Below are 16808 nucleotides of genomic sequence, written 5' to 3'. Positions count from 1 at the left end.
GAGCCCGGCGCGGAACCCCGCAGCCACCGAGGTACGACCCACCAACTCCGGGAGGAGCCCGCAATGACAGCCACGCGGTACACCGATCGTCGGCGGGGCCGCGGACGGCACAGCCGCAAGACCGAACGCCCCACCTGGGAGGCGACCTTCGGCAAGCCGGAATCGGTCTGGACCGTCTCTCTCCAGCACCGGGCGCTGCTGATCACGGGCATGCTGCTGGGACTGCTCGGTGTGGTCGCCTCGCTCGCCCAGCCCTACGCCATCGGCAAGCTGATCCAGGCTGCCGAGCTGGACCAGTCTCTCGCCGGGCCGATCGCTCTGCTCGTCGTACTCTTCTGCGCGGACGCGGCCTTCTCCTCACTTCAGGCCTACACCATCGGACGAACCGGGGAGAACATCGTCTTCGACGTCCGCCGGATCCTGATCGAACGGCTGCTGCGGGCCAAACTGCCGTCGGTCGACAAGCAGCCACAGGGCGACATCCTCACCCGGACGGTGACCGACACCTCCCTGGTGAAGATCGCGCTTTCGCAGAGCCTGGCGCAGCTCGTCATCAACGGGGCGACGATCATCGGCGGTGTCGTCCTGATGTTCGCCATCGACATCTGGCTCATGCTGATCACGGTGGCCTGTCTGGGAGTTGCCAGCCTGGTGTCCATCGGCCTCGCCCGCAAACTCCGGCAGGTAGCCGTGCAGAACCGCGAGGACACCGGTGCGTTCGGCACCGATGTGCAGCGGGTGCTCTCGGCGCTGCCCACGGTCAAGGCCTCCCGTGCGGAGGACCGGGAGTTGCTGCGGATCGGCCAACAGGCCCACTTTGCACGTACGTCGGGAATCCGGGTCAACGCGTTCAACGCGCTGCTGATGCCGTCCATGAACGTCGGTACCCAGGCGGCGCTGGCCGTCGTGGTCGGCGTCGGGATGACCCGCGTGGCCGGCGGAGCGATGTCGATCGCCGACCTGACCGCCTTTGTGATGTACCTCTTCCACCTTGTGTCGCCGCTGGTGCTGTTCTTCATGGCGATCGGCCAGTTCGTACAGGGGCGCGCCGCGATACAGCGGGTGGACGTGCTGGCCGTACTGCCCCAGGAGGGGCAGGAGGAACGGGCCCAGCAGCCCGCCCTCGTCGGGTCGCTGATCCAGGACCGGGGCGCGATCGAGTTCCACAACGTCCGGTTCGGGTACGCCGGGCAGGGTGCGGAGGCGAACGCGCTGGCGGGCGTGTCCTTCCACGTACCGACGCGCGGGCTGACCGCGATCGTCGGCCCGTCCGGAGCGGGCAAGACGACCCTGTTCCAGCTCATCGAGCGCTTCTACCGGCTGGACGGCGGCAGGATCCTCCTCGGCGGCCAGAACATCGAAGCACTGCCCCTGGACACCGTGCGCGGACTGGTGGGATACGTGCAGCAGGACAGCGCGACGATGCGCGGCACCATCCGGGACAACCTCACCTACGCCAACCCGGAGGCCGCGGAGGACGACATCCGCGAGGCCGTGGAGATGGCCGGTCTCTCTGATGTCGTCCAAGGTCTGCCGAACGGACTCGACACCGATCTGGGCGATCAGGGCAGCGGGCTCTCCGGCGGTCAGCGGCAGCGGCTGTGCATCGCCCGCACGCTGCTGCAGAAGCCCGCGATCATGCTCTTGGACGAGGCCACCTCCCATCTGGACTCCGACTCGGAGCGGGACTTCCGGCATGTGCTCCAGCGGATCTCCCGGCACTGTGCGGTCATCGCCATCGCGCACCGCATCTCCACGGTGATCGACGCGGACCAGATCATCGTGCTGGAGAACGGCAGGGTCCGTGCCACCGGAGTCCACGACGACCTGATGGAGCGGGACGACCTCTACCGCCGACTCGCCGGCTCCCAGCTCCACGCCGAGTCGGGGCTCGTGGGCGAGCCGGTCATTCCGCGACTGGAGCAGCAGCACCCGGCCTACGAGGCGTTCGAGCACCCGCCGCAGCAACTCGGGCCGGATGCGGACGCGTTCCAGCCGCAGAGCGCCGAGGGCACCTCGGACGTCCAGGCCGGCCAGCAGTTCCCGGAACCGGTGGGCGGCACCGTATGACCTGCGCCGACGTGGCGGTTGTGGGGACCGGGCCCAACGGGTTGGCGGCGGGGGTGACTCTCGCCCGGGCGGGTCTGAAGGTGGAGCTGTACGAGGCGGCCGACACCATCGGCGGCGGACTGCGCACCCAGCCGCTCTTCGAGCAGGACGTGGACCACGACATCTGCGCCGCCGTCCACCCCATGGCCGCCGCCTCCCGCTTCTTCCGCGAGTTCGACCTCGCCACCCGCGGCGTGGAACTCCTGCACCCGGAGATCTCCTACGCACACCCGCTGGAAGGCGGCCGGGCCGGACTCGCCCACCGCGACCTGACCGCCGCCTGTACGGGACTCGGCCCGGACGGCGAACGCTGGCGGACACTGATGCAGCCGCTGCTGGACCACAGCCAGGGCGTGGTGGACCTGATCCTCTCCGGCCAGCGCACCCTGCCCCACGACCCGGCCGCCGCACTGGCACTGGCCACCCGGATACCGGTGCACGCCAGCCGTCTCGGCGCCGGCCGCTTCGCCACCGAAGAAGCAGCCGCCCTGCTCACCGGCGTCGCCGCACACGCCATGGGCAGACTCCCAAGCCTCGCCTCCGCAGCCGTCGCGATGCTGCTGGGCCACCTAGCCCACGGCACCGGCTGGCCACTGCCACGCGGCGGCAGCGCCCGCATCGCCCGGGCCATGGCCGCCGACATCACCGCACACGGCGGCACCTTCCACACCGCCTGCCCCATCACCAGCCTGGACCAACTCACCGGCGCCCACACGATCCTGCTGGACACCAGCGTCAAAGGACTACTGGCCCTCGCCGAGGACCGACTGCCGGCGCGCTACATCCGCCGCCTCGAGCGATACCGCTACGGCCCGGCCGCCGCCAAGGTCGACTTCCTGGTCACCGAACCCATCCCCTGGGCCAGCCCCGCCGTCGGCAGAGCCGGAACCGTGCACCTGGGCGGCACCCACACCCGGATGACCCACCAGGAGACCCTGACCGCCCGCGGCATACCCACCGAGGAACCCTTCGTGCTGCTGGTCGACCCGGCCGTCACCGACCCCGGCCGCGCACGCCCCGGCAAACGCCCGGTGTGGGCCTACGCCCACGTCCCCAACGGCGACACCAGAGATCCCGCAGAACTCGTGCGCTCCCGCATCGAGCACTACGCCCCCGGCTTCACCGACACCATCCTCGCCCACCGCTCCATCACCGGCGCCGGCTACGAGACCTACAACCCCAACTACGTCGGCGGCGACATCGGCTGCGGCGCCATGACCCTGACCCAGTCCCTCGCCCGCCCCACCGCCGGCATCGACCCTTACCGCACCCCACTGCCGGGCCTCTTCCTGTGCTCCGCCGCAACCCCGCCAGGACCCAGCGTCCACGGCATGTCCGGCTACCTGGCCGCACAATCCGCACTGCGCACACGCTTCGGCATGACCACCACCCCCTCACTCGCACCCGAGCCGACTGTGGCGGAGGGCATGGGCTGACCCGGGTTCAGATCCAGCCCCGCTCGCGGGCCAGCAGTGCCGCCTGTGCCCTGCTGTCAGCCCCCAAGTGCTTCATGACAACTGCGAGTTTGCGCCGGAACGTACGCACCGATACGCCGATGCTCCGTGCTGCGGCTTCGTCCTTCTCGCCCGAACACATGGCCTGGAGCACCTCCCGCCTGGTCGCGGAGCTCAGCGCCTCGTCGGCTGCCTCGTCGCTCGCCGGGAGTTCCTCGGCCTGTTCCCAGATCCGCCAGAAGAGGGCGACGATGCTGGAGACCAACCCGCTCTCGTGGGCTATCAACGCACCGCGTGACGTTTCCGCGGGATCCACGGGCACAACGGCGACGCTCCGGTCGTAGGCCAGGATGCGTTCCGTGGTCTCCTCGACCACCCGGATCTGTGCTCCTTGGCCCGCCAGTTCGCGCAGATAGGCGGCTGTGGGGGGATGATCGAGCGCGGCGCGCAGCACGATGCTGTGCAGCCGGATTCCCCTGCGCAGACAGCGCAGGTCCAGGCGGCGGGCGAACTCGATGCTTTCCGGCTGCAATTCCTCGTAAGGCTCGATGGAGAGCACTTCCTCCCGCGCGAAGAAGGAGAGGTCGTCTATCCGGTTGCGCATCTCCGCGAGATCCGTGAGCTGCTCGACGTCACACGAGGCGGCAGCCCGTGAACTCTGCTCGGTACGCAGCGAATCGGCGATCTGCCGACACCCTGTGACCTGCTGGAGTTCGCTGTGCAGCGCTCCCAGTCGCTGGTCCGCGAGCCGCGCGACGGCGGTGTCCGGATCGGTAGGGATCATGCGGCGCCCGCCGATGATGCGCAGCATGCCCAGGTCCAGCAACCTGTCAACGCAGTCCGGTACCGACTCCCTGTCGAGGTTCAGCTCCGCGTGGACCTCCTCAACGGCGATGTTCGGGTTGCGGAGGAAGTACCGGTAGACCTTCTCTTCGGCCGCGCTCACACCGAGCACTGCCATCGCATTGGTATCCAACCCGCGCCCACGTTGTTCTTGGGCCGGCTGGGCGGAACGACCTGCTCCGATGCGCGATGGACGACGCGGCGGTGTGGGAGCAGGGACACTGAGAAGCACATCACGCATGGGAGGACTCAGAGCTCCTCATTCAGGGGCAAGTTCACGTGGCCGGGCCACACCTCTCACCGGTGTCGGCTGTGCGTGAACTCTTATGGCAGGTGGTGAGTGACCCCGGCGGTCCTGGTGGAAGGCGCACTGCTCGCACTGCTCGCACTGCTCGCACTGCTCGTGCGCCCGCGCGCCCGTGCGTCGGGTACTGCCCGACGCGACCGGCCCGGTCGATATCGGAAATTCACAGAATCCGTGGCAGCGTTTCAGGCGGGCTGTCTTCGGTAGCTGGAGGTCTGCCCCCAGGCCGTTGACGCCGACCGCGTTCGACCCGCTTGCCGCGCTTGTGTGTCCACTACGCCGTGGATCTGAATGGTGTGGCTCATCGCAGTCATCTCTGGGTTCTACAGTCATTTTCTTCGGCCCGAAGTGTGTGGCCTCCGCGCCGAAGTGATCTGCCTGCCCCAGTCACCTGTCTTTCGATCCTCACCGGCGGCTGACCGAGTGTGCATCGGCAGATCGTGCAGCGATGCGGGGGAGACAATCCGCACCCGCACGAGCCGACCAGCCGCTGCCGGACGCCGGGGGCGACAGGGGGCGGCCGGCGGTGACCGGAGGACGTCCGGCGGCGTACCGATCTGGTTCAAACACCACTCGATGTCTCACACACATCCCTTCCCGCTTCTTGTCATACAAGCACCATGAACTCCGCGCACTTCGCGGCCACATGCATGATGCGACGGTGAGCCATGAGCAGGATGCTTCTGCTTCCCTCCACGCTCTTGTGAGCAACCTGGTGCGCCTGGAAGTGATGGCGCGGACGTCTCCGAATGGCGTGAGCGGGAAGGATCAGGCCTCGGTACTGGCCGAACTGCAGAGGACCAGTGGCTGGGCCCTGCGAGCCGCTGTGGCACGTGCCCGGCAGCGGGGAGCGAGCTGGCGTCAGCTCGCCGTCACACTCAACATGCCGGCGATGACGCTGCACCGGCAGTTCCACTCCGGACGCGGCGTCTTCGCGATCGGAGAGCACCGCGGCGGCCCGGCGCCCACGGAGACGAACACGGAGACCGGGGAACGACTGGCGGACGCAGCCGGACAGCCCACGTTCGACGGCGCCCCGGCCACCTTCCCAGGAGCGCCGTCACGCCAGCAGGACGGCGATCCCCCGGCCGTACTGGACCAGCTCGTCGGGCGGGAACGCGAACTCGCGGACCTGCGTCCGCTACTGGCCAAGAGCCGCCTGATCACCCTGACCGGTCCGGGTGGCGTGGGCAAGACGCGGCTGGCGCTGGAATGCCTCGCGAAGATCCGCGCTTCTTACGGTGGTGGTGTGCGGTGGGTGAACCTCGCGCCCCTGTCGGATGGTTCGCTGATCGCGCCCACGGTCGCATCGGCCATCCTTGGCGGATCCGTTCCGACCGGTTCCGTCGAGGATGCCGTCGCGGACGGCTGCGGCTCCAGGTCCGTCCTCATCGTGCTGGACAACTGCGAGCATGTGATCGAGAGCTGCGCGGAACTCGTCGAACCATTACTGGAGCGATGTCCCCGGCTCAGCGTGCTGGCGACCAGCCGTGAGGCTCTGCAGATAGCCGGTGAGACCGTCTTCCCGGTCACACCCCTGCCCGTACCCGGATCCGGCGGGGGCACCGCGGCACGCTCCGGCGCCGCCGTCCAACTGTTCGTGCACCGGGCGCGCTCGGTGCAACCATCCTTCACCCTCACGGACGCGATGGCCGAAACCGTCGCGGAGGTGTGCATGCGTCTCGACGGCCTCCCACTCGCCATCGAACTGGCCGCGCGGCAGACCGCCTTCCTCTCTCCCACCCGTCTGCTGGAGGACGCCGACCGGCGGCTCGACCTGCTGGTGGGCGGTCTGCGCACCGCGCCGCACCGCCACCAGAGCCTGCGATCGGCCATCAGCTGGAGCTACGACCTGCTCGACGCGGAGCAGCAGCAGGTGTTCCGCCGGCTGTCAGTGCTCCCGGGCGGCTTCGAGGAGCCGTTGGCGACGGCGCTGTGCGCCGGTCTCGGACTGTCCGGACACCGTGTGTGGTCACTGCTGACCGCCCTGGCCGACAAGTCCCTGCTGGTGAGTGACCAGGCAGCCACGGGTCGATTCCGCATGCTGGAGTCACTGCGGGTCTTCGGCGGTGAACGCCTCGACGCGGCAGCCGAGTCCGAAGAAGTGCACGAGCGGCTGCTGAGCTGGATGACGGACTTCTCGGAGAGGCTGTTGCTGTGGACCGGCAATCCCGCCGTCGACCTCGCCGGACAACTCGACCGGGAACGCCACAACCTGCACTACGCCGTCACCACCGCTGAACGTCTCGGCGATCCGCGAACACCTCTCCTCGGCGCCGCGCTCACGTCCTGCTGGAACCGGCGCGGCGTTCCCCGCCAGGCCGAGAGGCTCGCGGAGAGGCTGCTCGCAGTCCACCCGTCCCCCTCGGTAGGACGCGCCTGCCTGTCCACCGTGCTGTCGGACGCACTCTGCCGACGAGGGCACCTCGCGGACGCCGTCGCCCCCGCGGAGGAAGCTCTCAGCATCGCCCGGACCCGAGAGCATCCCACCCTCGTCGTCCGCGCGCTCGGTGCGCTCAGCAGAGTACGCAGCTGCCTGGGCGAGCACGATGTGGCGCTCGACATATATCAGCGGCAGGAGGAGCTGCTGCGCACGCTGGAGCAGCCCACACTCCTCGCGATGGTCCTGAACCGCCACGCCTGGAAGCTGCTGATGATCGGCCGGGCCGACGAGGCGACCGGGCACATCGAAGAGGCGCTGTCGCTCCTTGACGGCGACAACGCACCCGAGGCACTCGGCGCCACCCTGCACACCGCGGCCGGCGTCTCCATCACCCGGCAGCGGTTCGAAGAGGCCGCCCAGTACTTCACGATGGCGCTCACCATGCGGTCCGTTGACGCCGAGGGCAAGCTGTACAACGTCGAAGGCCTGGCGCTCGTCGCCATGATCGACGGCCAGCCCGAACGCGGACTGCGCCTGCTCTCCGCCGCGAAAACGATCCGGGAAAAATCACATCTGGTCGCTGACGCATGGTGGAAGGACATGGTGCAGACGGCCACGGAGCGAGCCCGCCAGGACCTGCCCCCGGCCCGTGCCGACGCCGCGCTGGCGGACGGGGCGGAGCTCAGCCATGACGAGGCCATCCGCTACGCCCTGCACAACGCCTGGCCGCCCGGCCGCTGCGACCACCCCGATTCGGTTCTCACCCCCCGTCAGTGGCAGGTGGCCGAACTCGTCGCACAGGGCCTGACGAACCAGCAGATCGCCGCACGCCTGCACATCTCCCCACGTACCGCCGCGAGCCATCTGGAAGCCTTGAAGATCAGACTGAACCTGCAGACCCGAGCAAACGTGGCCACCTGGGTCGCCGGCACCGAGCACACTCGCAAGGAATAGCCACCGCACAGTCGGAGATCTTCCCGGCACGGAACGGAATGGCCGCCCATCCGGCGCCGAACAACTCCCTCACGAAGGCGGATGTTTCCTGCCGGGCCAGCGGCGGTGCGCTCCTCACGCCCGTACTCGGCTCTCGTACGGCCACTCTTGCGACTCACTTCCGCCCTGTCGCTTGCCGGGCCCTCCCCTGGGCCGCTCACTACCGAACCCCACCAGGCAACGTCACACGCCGGCAACCGCGAGCCTTGGCCTGACCGACGGCGACGGCGCCACGACGGATACGCCGCTGCTGAACAGACCGGTCCTCAACCGTACGATGCGGCGCATACGGTGAGGCCATGAGCACCTGGACCCCAGCCGCCCTGGAGGCGTTGATCGAAGAGGCCACCGTCGACGTCTACGGCGAGGATGAGCAGCTCACCGGCTTCTTCACGATGATCGAGGAGAGCCTTGCCGTGCCGTTCACCACGACTGTTCTCGGCGTCGACGTGAGCGTGGTCGGTGTCGATCTGACCGAGGACGGACGCGTGGTCGCGCGCTGCGCCCGGGGGCCGGTCCGACAGGACATCGGAATCCTGGACCTGCCGCTGCCGGAACCCGCCCCCGAGGGTTGGCAATGGATCGAGGCATACCGCTACTGGGCCCGCTGAACCGGCGTCACACACCACTGCCCAGCTGAGTCTGCTCGAGCGGACAGTCGCCCCGACTGCCGCCGACCGGACCGACCGCGGGGAACAGGGAGCACTGAGCATGCATACCGTAGTATGCTTGCGCCTATGCCTGACACCACACGCATCACGGTGACACTCCCCACCGAGCAGGTGGCGGAGCTGAAGAAGATCACGGACAACATCTCCGGCTACGTGGCCGAAGCGGTCGCCAGGCAGATCCGGCACCAGCTCCTGGGGGCCGACCTGCGCAGCCACACGGACGAGCACGGGGCCTTCAGTGAGGAAGAGCTGGCCGAGGCGCGGGCGCGGATCCTCGGTACGACGTCGGCCGCCGGCGGCGCGAGCGCCGCGTGAGCGGGCACATCGAGACCGTCGTCCTGGACAGCGAGGGACTGTCCGCCTGGGTGGCGCAGGACCGGAAGGTTCTGGCGATGTTCCAGGTGTTCCACGACATGGGAGCGGACCTCGTCGTCAGCGCCAACCCCATCGTGGAGGTGAGCCACGCCAGGGTGGACCTGCCCCGACTGCAATGGACGCTCTCCCGGGTCAAGGTGGAGCCGATCACGGAGGCAGCGGCGAAGGCGGCGGCCCAACTGCTCAAGGGCGCCGGTCTGCACGGACACAAGTACGCGATCGACGCCACCGTCGCGGAAGCGGCCTTGCGTCAGCCTGGCCCAGTCGCCGTCCTCACGTCGGATGTCGATGACATGACCCGGCTGTGCGGCAGCAAGGTCCGGACGATCGGGCTATGACCGCGACATCCTCCTCGGACATGGATGATCCGCGTGGATCCGCCGAGACCGGAGTCGCTGCAGGCCAACCCGTGACGACTTGGGCATCAACGGCTGTGGGGGCACACTGCTTTCGGTGTCAAAGCTCCTCATGGTGAACCGCCTGCCGGCAGATCAGGGCGGCGACTGCCTCTTCGTCTACGCCGTTGAGGACGGTCAACTCATTGCAGGTCCGGCGGCCGGTAAGGCCCCCGCAGTCTGATGCGCGCGCGGTACCCGCCTGTGCCGGACGCCATGCTCAAGGACGTGGCGCGGAAGCTCGCGGAAGCGATCTGGGGGCCGCAGGACAACGGTCTTGTGGACAAAAACCAGGACAACGAGCGCTGAGAGAACGACGAAGGCCCCGACCGGCGTGCGGTCGGGGCCTTCGTGACAGCCCGGTGAGGCTGGGCGGAGGATACGAGATTCGAACTCGTGAGGGGTTGCCCCCAACACGCTTTCCAAGTCTGTTGGTGCTTGTCAGCCCTGCGTACGCGTGAGTTCACCCGTGTCTGAGGTCGTGCTTGAGCTCTACCTGACGGGCTCTCCGAACACCCGTGAACCGCTCTGGACGGTGGTGAATGAGACGGAAACTGAGACGGAGATGCCCGCAGGGAGTCGCCTGCGGTTCCTGTCGGCATCATTGGTCGGCTTCGCCGGGGTGGCTGCACCCCAGGTGGTGTTGCAGCCGTCTGAACCTGAAATGCCACGTGTGCTCCGTGCCGCCGCGAGCCGGAGTGGGTGGTGATGATGGGTTGTCAAGTCGCGTGTGAGGCCGGAAGTTCGTGAAAAATGGGACTTCTCTGCGCGTAGACCTGACCCTGCGTCAGTGCGAATAGGTCCTACTCTGGGCAACCGCTAACATGTTCTCCAACTCCTCCCCGCAAGGGGTCGGTCGGTGCCGTACGGGTCGACCGAGCCCGGGAAAGGAGGGCGGCTGTGTCGGACTCCGACGCGTCCCGCAAGGACGCAAAGGAAGCCGGCAAGAAGGCGCGGCGCTGGATCGCCGGAGTGGTGTTGACTGCAGTCATCAGGTGGCTGCTCAGCAAGCTTCCAGTCGACTAGCGGCACGAAAACGGCCCCGACTGAGCCAACAGTCGAGGCCACCTTCGGCCGGTAAGCGGGGGTGTCGTGTGCTCCGATCTTCGTTTGGCCACGGAGGGGGCGCACGGCATCCCTTTTTTGGCTGTACTCACGCTGACATCAACAGCCGCTCAGCTGCAGCGACTTGGCTTCTGTACTGACGTGATGCCCTCAGCATGCTCAGTATCAGCGGAACTGCAACCAAGTTCTGATACTGAATGATACCTCCGTTGGTCCAGTAGGTAAGGTCTTGCCGCAGGCGAGTTCCTGCACGGCCGAGTAACATCACCCGTTCGCCCAGGCCGAGTTGCAGGCAAACAGTACCTTCGAGTCTCTTGAGGACGAGCTAATGGGTCGAGGAGTCACCGGTTTTGACGGTGCTGCGCTGAGGGACGCCCGTAGGCAGGCTTCATGTCCCTACCACCAGCATGCCCTCACCGCCGACTGTCTCGCCCGCATCGTCGGCACCTCGAAGGCCCTCATCCTTAGCTATGAACATGGCCGCAGCAGCCCTTCGCCCCAGCGTCTGCAAGAGCTGGCGTTTGCAGTCGAGCGGCATCCCTCTGTGCTGCAACGTTCCTTGCCCCAATTGTCCGACCTGCGCGTAGCAGCAGGTTTCACCGCAGCAGAGATGGCGAACCGGCTGGATCTGGCCGTGAACACCTACAGGCGCATCGAGACGGAAGGCTTGATGCCCAGGCGCCGACCAGGCGTGATCTGGGAACTGATCAGGTCACTTGGGGTGGACTACACAAGGGTGAGAGCTGCGCTGTCGCAGATCCCGGCAGTACAGGAACGCCGGATGCAGGCCGCGTCGATGCTGGTTCCGCTCCTCGCTCAGACCCGGCGACCGGGAGAGTTCCTACGCCTGCAGGACACTTCGGCTGAGGCGCGTCACCTTGCTTCCCTGTACGAGGCGCGACCAGCCGCAGTCAGCAAGCTGGTGAACCTACAGATCGGGGAAGTGCGGAAGTTGCTGTCCCGACGTGCCCAGGTTCAGGCGCGACTCGACTACGCCCATTCCGTTCCACGTCGGTTCCTGCGGACCTACAAGGACGACATCGCCCTCCTCGATGAGGAGATCCGAACAACCGAGGACGACATCCCGGATGTCCTTGAGCAGTACCTGGTACATCCGCTGTCGCAGCGGTGCTGGGTCCTGCTGACCAAGCTCTACACAGCCGGCCCGGGGGGCCTGGACCTGTCTCCAAGCAACGAGACGCTCATGGCCCTGGAAAGAGTCTTCGACCAGTACCTCATAGACCGCAACCCGAGTTCCGCCCGTCCCGAGTTCGCTGTGCAGCTCTCGACGCAAGGGACGCTCTTTTGTATCGACACGCTGAAGTACTACCGAGCGCTCTACCACCAGGACCGAGTCATCCGGCCCCACTCGCACTACTACGGGTGGCCCAGCATCGACGCTGAGCGTCGCCCTCAATTGCGCGCGGCACACGTCATGGGTCACGACCCATACCCGCACTGGCGCCAAGGAGACCGCATCATCCCCGCCTCACGCTCCAACCCGCCTGGCAGCATCCCTGTCCTTGAGTAGAGCCAGTCGCCACCCGACTGAGATTCACTCGCCGTCTTCAGGGGGCCCGCGCTCTGAGCTTGGGAATCACCGAGCAGATTGGGGCAGTTGGTCCTCTGGCCTGCACGGACGGTCTGCCCACCGGTTGAGCACCGACCCCGCCGGTGACCCGCGGTGACCGTGGTTTACCGCCCCATCTGGTGCGCATCTGGTGCGGTACTCGTGCGCTGAATAGACACGCTGCGCCACACCGTCCCCCGTGAAACCACCCTGGCTGCCCGGCTTGGCTACTAGGTGCATGGCGTCCCCGGTTCGTAGGGGATGGCGCGGTTGAGACTGCAGCGGCCTCGTCCCGAATGCAGTTCATGAGGAGCGCCGGCCGTCGTGAACGGTGCGCTCACCCTTCGCGTAGACCTCGTCAGGTCTTAGTGGGGGGTGGTCACTTAGCCGGCATGAGCGGCTCAGCCCACGTCCAAGCGTTGCTCGGTGACGGTGCCGTCCTCGCGGTTCCCCACAACGCGCACTTGGTTGCGTGAGGGGCCTCGAGAACCAATCGGGTGACGCTGACTGCATCGGGGGGCTTCCGAGCCGCCCAGCAGCGACGATTTGAGTGGAGTCCCATGAACACCAGTCGCTGGAACGCCAGATATGTCAGTGGCCCCTGGTAGAAGCAGGGGTATAGATCTAACGTTCGACGCGGCTTCTGGTAGGCGGGGCTCTCCCCATAACGCGCGGGACCTGACGCAACGAGGCGGTGAGGTCGATGCTGGACCTGGCACGTCCGCTGTCCCAAGTGTGGGTCCACCACGGTGACTTGCTCGCTATCCTTGTGCTCCAGCATGCGGGAGGGGCGCGAGTGGGTGATGCTGCCAGCTGGCAGAAGGAACGGGCGAGTTATGCCCATCTCACCTGGTTGGCGACCCAGGCCGGGTACACGATCGGCGATTGGGCGGTCGACATCGACGGTGTCGATGCCACGCTTCGTTCGGGTGGCTTGATGGTCGACCTTCAGCTCAAGTGCACCAGCAGCCCCAGGCACGTCCAGGACGACCTTGTCTTCGATCTCGATGTAGCGACCTATGAGAAGCTACGCGACCCGCTGCGATCAGCGCCGGGCTACATGGCCCTCATGGTCGTTGACTCTGATATAGACCAGTGGGTGGTACACGAGCCTGAGCGCTCGAGTGTGGCGTGTCAGGCGTACTGGGCGAGACTGCAGGACGAGCCCCCGCCGAGGGGAAACGCGACAACGGCGATTCGGTTGCCTCGACAGCAAGTGCTCGACAGAGGCGCGCTTGAAGACATGTTCAAGTATTCGCGTGAGATGGCGCTCTATGGTCTGGAGAGGGGGCGGCGCGCATGACTGTGATCGATTCGCGAATCGGCCCCGATAAGCTCCGAAGTTACCTGCACTCACGGGGATGGATTGCTATTTCTAGTGGCCCACTGGCTCAGCTTTGGAAGAACGGCGCAACGGGTGAAGATGAAATACTGATCCCAATGCGTGAGGATGCAAGTGACTTCGCAAAGCGTCTTAGGATCCTTCTTTCTGATCTTGTCCGCGTGGAACACAGAGATCAAAAAGCAATTGAAAGTGACATCGCTTCTATCTACCTAGATGTCACCAACTTGCGCGCAGTGCATCCTTCCTTGATCGATGACTCGATTCCACTCCAGGCCGGTTACGAGCTATTCACGTCTACTCAAAGGATCCTAGTTGCATCCGCTGCTGCCACGATCCGTCGACAAGGGTATTTTCGCAACATGCCTCTCCGCGCCCGAGAACACGCAAAGAGTGTTCGTTTGGGGCAGACTAAGAGAGGCTCCTACATCATTCCCATTCTTAGTCAGGCCCGAGCGCCTGAACTCGTTTATGAAGCGCAGCAGGAACACATCGACATTGAGGTCGAAGAGACTCTATTCGACAGGCGGGTAGCTGCGACAATGTCGCATGCTCTCGACACGCTACAACACCTGGTCTCATCGGATCGCGCACCTACGCCCAGCGATATGGGGGACGCCGTAGGAGAAGGGGTCTCTAGAGAGCTATGCAGAGCAGTCGGCAGCGTCATAAAGTCGGAGTCTGTAGCCGAGTTTGATATTTCCTTCAACTGGTCGAACGTCACTTCACCGCCTGCAGGTTCTGTGCCCAAAGTGCGTTTCGAGAAAGAGGCAGAACCGCTTGTAGCAATGGTATCTGACTATTTGGCGAGTACGCCGAGGATCAGAGAGCATGTAATCTATGGAGTAATCACGGAACTTAAGCGACGCCCTGATGAGAATACGGGGCGCGTAGGTTTGGAGGCCCTCGTAGATGGGCGTCGCAAAGTTGTCTGGATGGATCTCGGAATCGAGAGCTATCATTTGGCCGTTCGTTGCCACGATAGCGGTATTCCGGTCGTTGTTCGTGGGGTTCTAAATAACGCACCTGGTCGCACAGCCACTATGCAGCCGAGTGAATTTGGCCCCGATGTCTCTCTAGTCTCGCCAGAAGAGCCTTAGAGTCTGAGCGTTTGGTCAGGTATATCGATCGGCGCATGTTGGAAGGGCAGACACAGTCCTGACTGGGCGGCAGGGACAAGGCTACGGTCCGACTTTGTAGCGCCGATATGCGTGGTTGCAAGGTGATGTCGTGCGGTCACTGGCCTGGGCGAAGCGTTCCTGAGAGTCCGTGGGCGCCCGGTTCCGTACGCAGATGTTGTGACGCAGTCAGACCTTCATCGCGCTAATTCCCGGACGCCGATTACTCCAGACAGCCAGCCGGCCGAGATGACCTCAGCGACTGTTGTGCCCGTTGGTCGCAACGGGCAGGCCGACGGAGCGAGATTTATGCATCGGAGGTTGCTGTACTTCAGTGCTGTGCCGCAGCTCCCTAGCGAACCTGGGAGCTGAGGATCACCTCACACGCCAGCAAACGCACCAGGTCGATATCCGGCCATAGCGCTTCGGCCTCTGCGCTTTGGGGGAGTAGTACAGGGATTTCCTGGTATTTAGGATCATCCTTGGCATGAACAATCCTGTTTCTGATTCTATAAATGCGCTCTGCTACCTGATGCGCCAATGGAATCTGTCGATTCTCCACATTTATATTCTCCTTGATTCCTTGAATCGGGCCACTCTTGGTAAAGTACTTTCCCCAATTCCCCTCTGTGAAGAATTGGACCAATTGATCCTCGCGAACGAATTCGTCCAAGAGCATTTTCAGTACAGTTGACTCTGAAGCCGCTGCTGCATTTTCACCAATCGTCAAGAGGCGAATGAGCCATTTGTCTGAACGGCGGCTAAATTTAGGGTCCGCGAGTTCTAGCTCAAGCTTGCGGAGTGCACTCTTCCTGCCCGCGATTGGGAAATAGTTTTCGAGCACCTGGTAATAAGATAGAAATGCCAACGGTGGGTTACCCGTCGCGCTTCCCGCAAATCTGAATAGCACGGAGACCTCCGGTTCCACCTTGATCTCTGGGAACCGTACAATGCGTTCTGGCCGTCTGCGGTCGGCCGGCCTACGCCGCTCGGCCTGGCTGGGCCACGGAACGGGTCGCATGTTGAGATTGTTCCGTACATCCATCTCATACAGTAGAGAGTTGATGATCGGCTCAGTAGTGGATTCCAAGCTTCTTAGCGACATTGCTTGATTATGGAAAACGCGAACTGAGATCGGATTTCTCGGCACTGCCCGGAAGCCTACGTTCGCCAGAACATGGCATGCCGGCGATGGGCCAGATACCTCCAGGCAAACGTCGTCACCACGCAAATGCAATCTTGACGCCTCGGGTGCATCTTTCCCTGAGTAGAAGGAAAGTGAGGGATAGTCTTGAGTATCGTGGATGACGCACGGAGAATCAATGTCATCCTGCATAAGTCTGCTCAGGCGATTGTATAAAAAGCGGGGCATGAGCGAACCATGTGTCGGACTAACAAGTACCTCAAAATACCCATCCTCGGGGATTGCTATTGCGGCCCACTTGGTCGACAAGACGATGTCTTTGTCAAATTGAGCGAGAAGGTCTATAGTATTCTTCCTGGGTAGATGCACTACCATTTTCGAGGAACTGCTATTCCACTTTGGATTTGCAGTAAATTCCAGGGTGGAATTCCCTGTGGCCTGAAGGCCAATATCGTACTCAGCTAGCTTTCTGATCAGTCGCCGTTCTTCAGCGCTTTGGGTGGGAGTGGGCGACTCACCTTCGCGTTCCTCGTCTTCGACGGCGGCGTCGGCTTCTACCCAGTCATCTTCGTGTTCTTGTGCGCCCATGCTTTCCCCTCCGGTTGTGATACAGGGTATCTGCGAGTCGCGGTCGGTGGAACGGCTTTGGGGTGGAGCTGGTTTGGAGTGAGAGATCATGGCCCTTACGCTTCCGCGAATCGGGCTGGCTCCTCGCCTGCCCGCAGTAGCCCGATCTGGGCCATGATCGTAGAGGCTCGCTCCAAACTGGCTCCGTAAAGCCGTGGAGGCGGCCGTCCCAGCCACGATGGTGCCCTCTTCTTGTGGCTCGTCACCGCGCGCGGGCCGGCGGCCGGGCCGGAGCGGGGCGGAGACATGAGCGTCGGCCCGGCGGCAAGCCGGGCCGCGCGGCGAGCGGAGCGAGCCCTTGAAGGCGTAAGGAAGGTTGTTACTCAGTCGCCGCGCGGATGCGTGTCCTGTCCCGGTAGATGCTTGACGCTTCGGTCCCAGCTGATGGTTGACAGTGGCCGTGATCGGTCTTTCT

At 64.7% G+C, this 16808-nt stretch carries 13 protein-coding genes; 11 read left to right on the top strand and 2 right to left on the bottom strand.

Translation table 11 applies throughout. From position 1 onward, the window contains the following. Positions 1 to 63: 63 nt before the first annotated feature. Together EV375_RS17330 and EV375_RS17325 are read left to right on the top strand one after the other, a co-directional pair. Positions 64 to 2070 (top strand): ABC transporter ATP-binding protein, encoded by a 2007-nt coding sequence (locus EV375_RS17330; RefSeq protein ID WP_486588536.1) that lies wholly within the window; start codon positions 64 to 66, stop codon positions 2068 to 2070. Further along, on the top strand, positions 2067 to 3545 hold the full coding sequence (locus EV375_RS17325) for a phytoene desaturase family protein (RefSeq protein ID WP_130300229.1): 1479 nt from the start codon (positions 2067 to 2069) through the stop codon (positions 3543 to 3545). Before EV375_RS17330 ends, EV375_RS17325 begins: the two co-directional genes overlap by 4 nt. 7 nt (positions 3546 to 3552) lie before the next feature. Here EV375_RS17325 and EV375_RS17320 read toward each other — a convergent pair whose 3' ends face one another. Beyond that, positions 3553 to 4524, bottom strand: coding sequence for a helix-turn-helix domain-containing protein (locus EV375_RS17320; RefSeq protein WP_130300228.1), 972 nt, complete (start codon positions 4522 to 4524; stop codon positions 3553 to 3555). A gap of 940 nt (positions 4525 to 5464) precedes the next feature. Between EV375_RS17320 and EV375_RS17315 the strand changes: the two genes are divergently transcribed. From EV375_RS17315 to EV375_RS17275, 9 genes are all read left to right on the top strand, one after another. Further along, entirely contained in the window at positions 5465 to 8047 is a 2583-nt protein-coding gene (locus tag EV375_RS17315) for a LuxR C-terminal-related transcriptional regulator (RefSeq protein ID WP_165434758.1), read from the top strand. Positions 8048 to 8385: 338 nt separating this feature from the next. Then, positions 8386 to 8697, top strand: a complete 312-nt coding sequence (locus EV375_RS17305; RefSeq protein WP_130300225.1) for a hypothetical protein — start codon at positions 8386 to 8388, stop codon at positions 8695 to 8697. A gap of 126 nt (positions 8698 to 8823) precedes the next feature. Further along, on the top strand, positions 8824 to 9072 hold the full coding sequence (locus EV375_RS17300) for a type II toxin-antitoxin system CcdA family antitoxin (protein WP_130300224.1): 249 nt from the start codon (positions 8824 to 8826) through the stop codon (positions 9070 to 9072). Then, complete coding sequence (locus EV375_RS17295; RefSeq protein WP_130300223.1) at positions 9069 to 9470, top strand: DNA-binding protein; 402 nt, start codon at positions 9069 to 9071, stop codon at positions 9468 to 9470. The genes EV375_RS17300 and EV375_RS17295 overlap by 4 nt, the downstream gene beginning before the upstream one ends. Positions 9471 to 9710: 240 nt before the next feature. Beyond that, positions 9711 to 9836, top strand: a complete 126-nt coding sequence (locus tag EV375_RS17290) for a hypothetical protein (RefSeq protein WP_486588535.1) — start codon at positions 9711 to 9713, stop codon at positions 9834 to 9836. Between the two features lie 591 nt (positions 9837 to 10427). After that, positions 10428 to 10553: a hypothetical protein gene (locus tag EV375_RS29725; RefSeq protein WP_486588534.1), complete on the top strand. Its 126-nt coding sequence runs from the start codon at positions 10428 to 10430 to the stop codon at positions 10551 to 10553. Between the two features lie 367 nt (positions 10554 to 10920). Beyond that, complete coding sequence (locus tag EV375_RS17285) at positions 10921 to 12123, top strand: helix-turn-helix domain-containing protein (protein ID WP_130300222.1); 1203 nt, start codon at positions 10921 to 10923, stop codon at positions 12121 to 12123. Positions 12124 to 12958: 835 nt separating this feature from the next. Continuing rightward, the gene (locus tag EV375_RS17280) at positions 12959 to 13465 is read left to right on the top strand and encodes a DUF4365 domain-containing protein (RefSeq protein WP_486588533.1); all 507 of its coding nucleotides are present in this window, start codon (positions 12959 to 12961) and stop codon (positions 13463 to 13465) included. Then, positions 13462 to 14604 (top strand): hypothetical protein, encoded by a 1143-nt coding sequence (locus EV375_RS17275; RefSeq protein ID WP_130300220.1) that lies wholly within the window; start codon positions 13462 to 13464, stop codon positions 14602 to 14604. The genes EV375_RS17280 and EV375_RS17275 overlap by 4 nt, the downstream gene beginning before the upstream one ends. A 370-nt stretch (positions 14605 to 14974) precedes the next feature. On the opposite strand, the gene EV375_RS17270 is transcribed toward EV375_RS17275, so the two are convergent. Beyond that, positions 14975 to 16354, bottom strand: a complete 1380-nt coding sequence (locus EV375_RS17270) for a hypothetical protein (RefSeq protein ID WP_130300219.1) — start codon at positions 16352 to 16354, stop codon at positions 14975 to 14977. Positions 16355 to 16808: the final 454 nt, after the last annotated feature.

This window comes from Streptomyces sp. CNZ301 (genome assembly GCF_004217425.1).
Note: the sequence above shows the minus strand (reverse complement) of the source record. Positions and strands in the feature narration are given on the sequence as shown.

What these genes read in the sequence shown, in the direction of transcription:
- EV375_RS17330 (WP_486588536.1), top strand. Translation starts at nt 64, where the DNA reads ATGACAGCCACGCGGTACACCGATCGTCGGCGGGGCCGCGGACGGCAC.
- EV375_RS17325 (WP_130300229.1), top strand. Translation starts at nt 2,067, where the DNA reads ATGACCTGCGCCGACGTGGCGGTTGTGGGGACCGGGCCCAACGGGTTG.
- EV375_RS17320 (WP_130300228.1), bottom strand. Translation starts at nt 4,524, where the DNA reads ATGGCAGTGCTCGGTGTGAGCGCGGCCGAAGAGAAGGTCTACCGGTAC.
- EV375_RS17305 (WP_130300225.1), top strand. Translation starts at nt 8,386, where the DNA reads ATGAGCACCTGGACCCCAGCCGCCCTGGAGGCGTTGATCGAAGAGGCC.
- EV375_RS17300 (WP_130300224.1), top strand. Translation starts at nt 8,824, where the DNA reads ATGCCTGACACCACACGCATCACGGTGACACTCCCCACCGAGCAGGTG.
- EV375_RS17290 (WP_486588535.1), top strand. Translation starts at nt 9,711, where the DNA reads ATGCGCGCGCGGTACCCGCCTGTGCCGGACGCCATGCTCAAGGACGTG.
- EV375_RS17285 (WP_130300222.1), top strand. Translation starts at nt 10,921, where the DNA reads ATGGGTCGAGGAGTCACCGGTTTTGACGGTGCTGCGCTGAGGGACGCC.
- EV375_RS17275 (WP_130300220.1), top strand. Translation starts at nt 13,462, where the DNA reads ATGACTGTGATCGATTCGCGAATCGGCCCCGATAAGCTCCGAAGTTAC.
- EV375_RS17270 (WP_130300219.1), bottom strand. Translation starts at nt 16,354, where the DNA reads ATGGGCGCACAAGAACACGAAGATGACTGGGTAGAAGCCGACGCCGCC.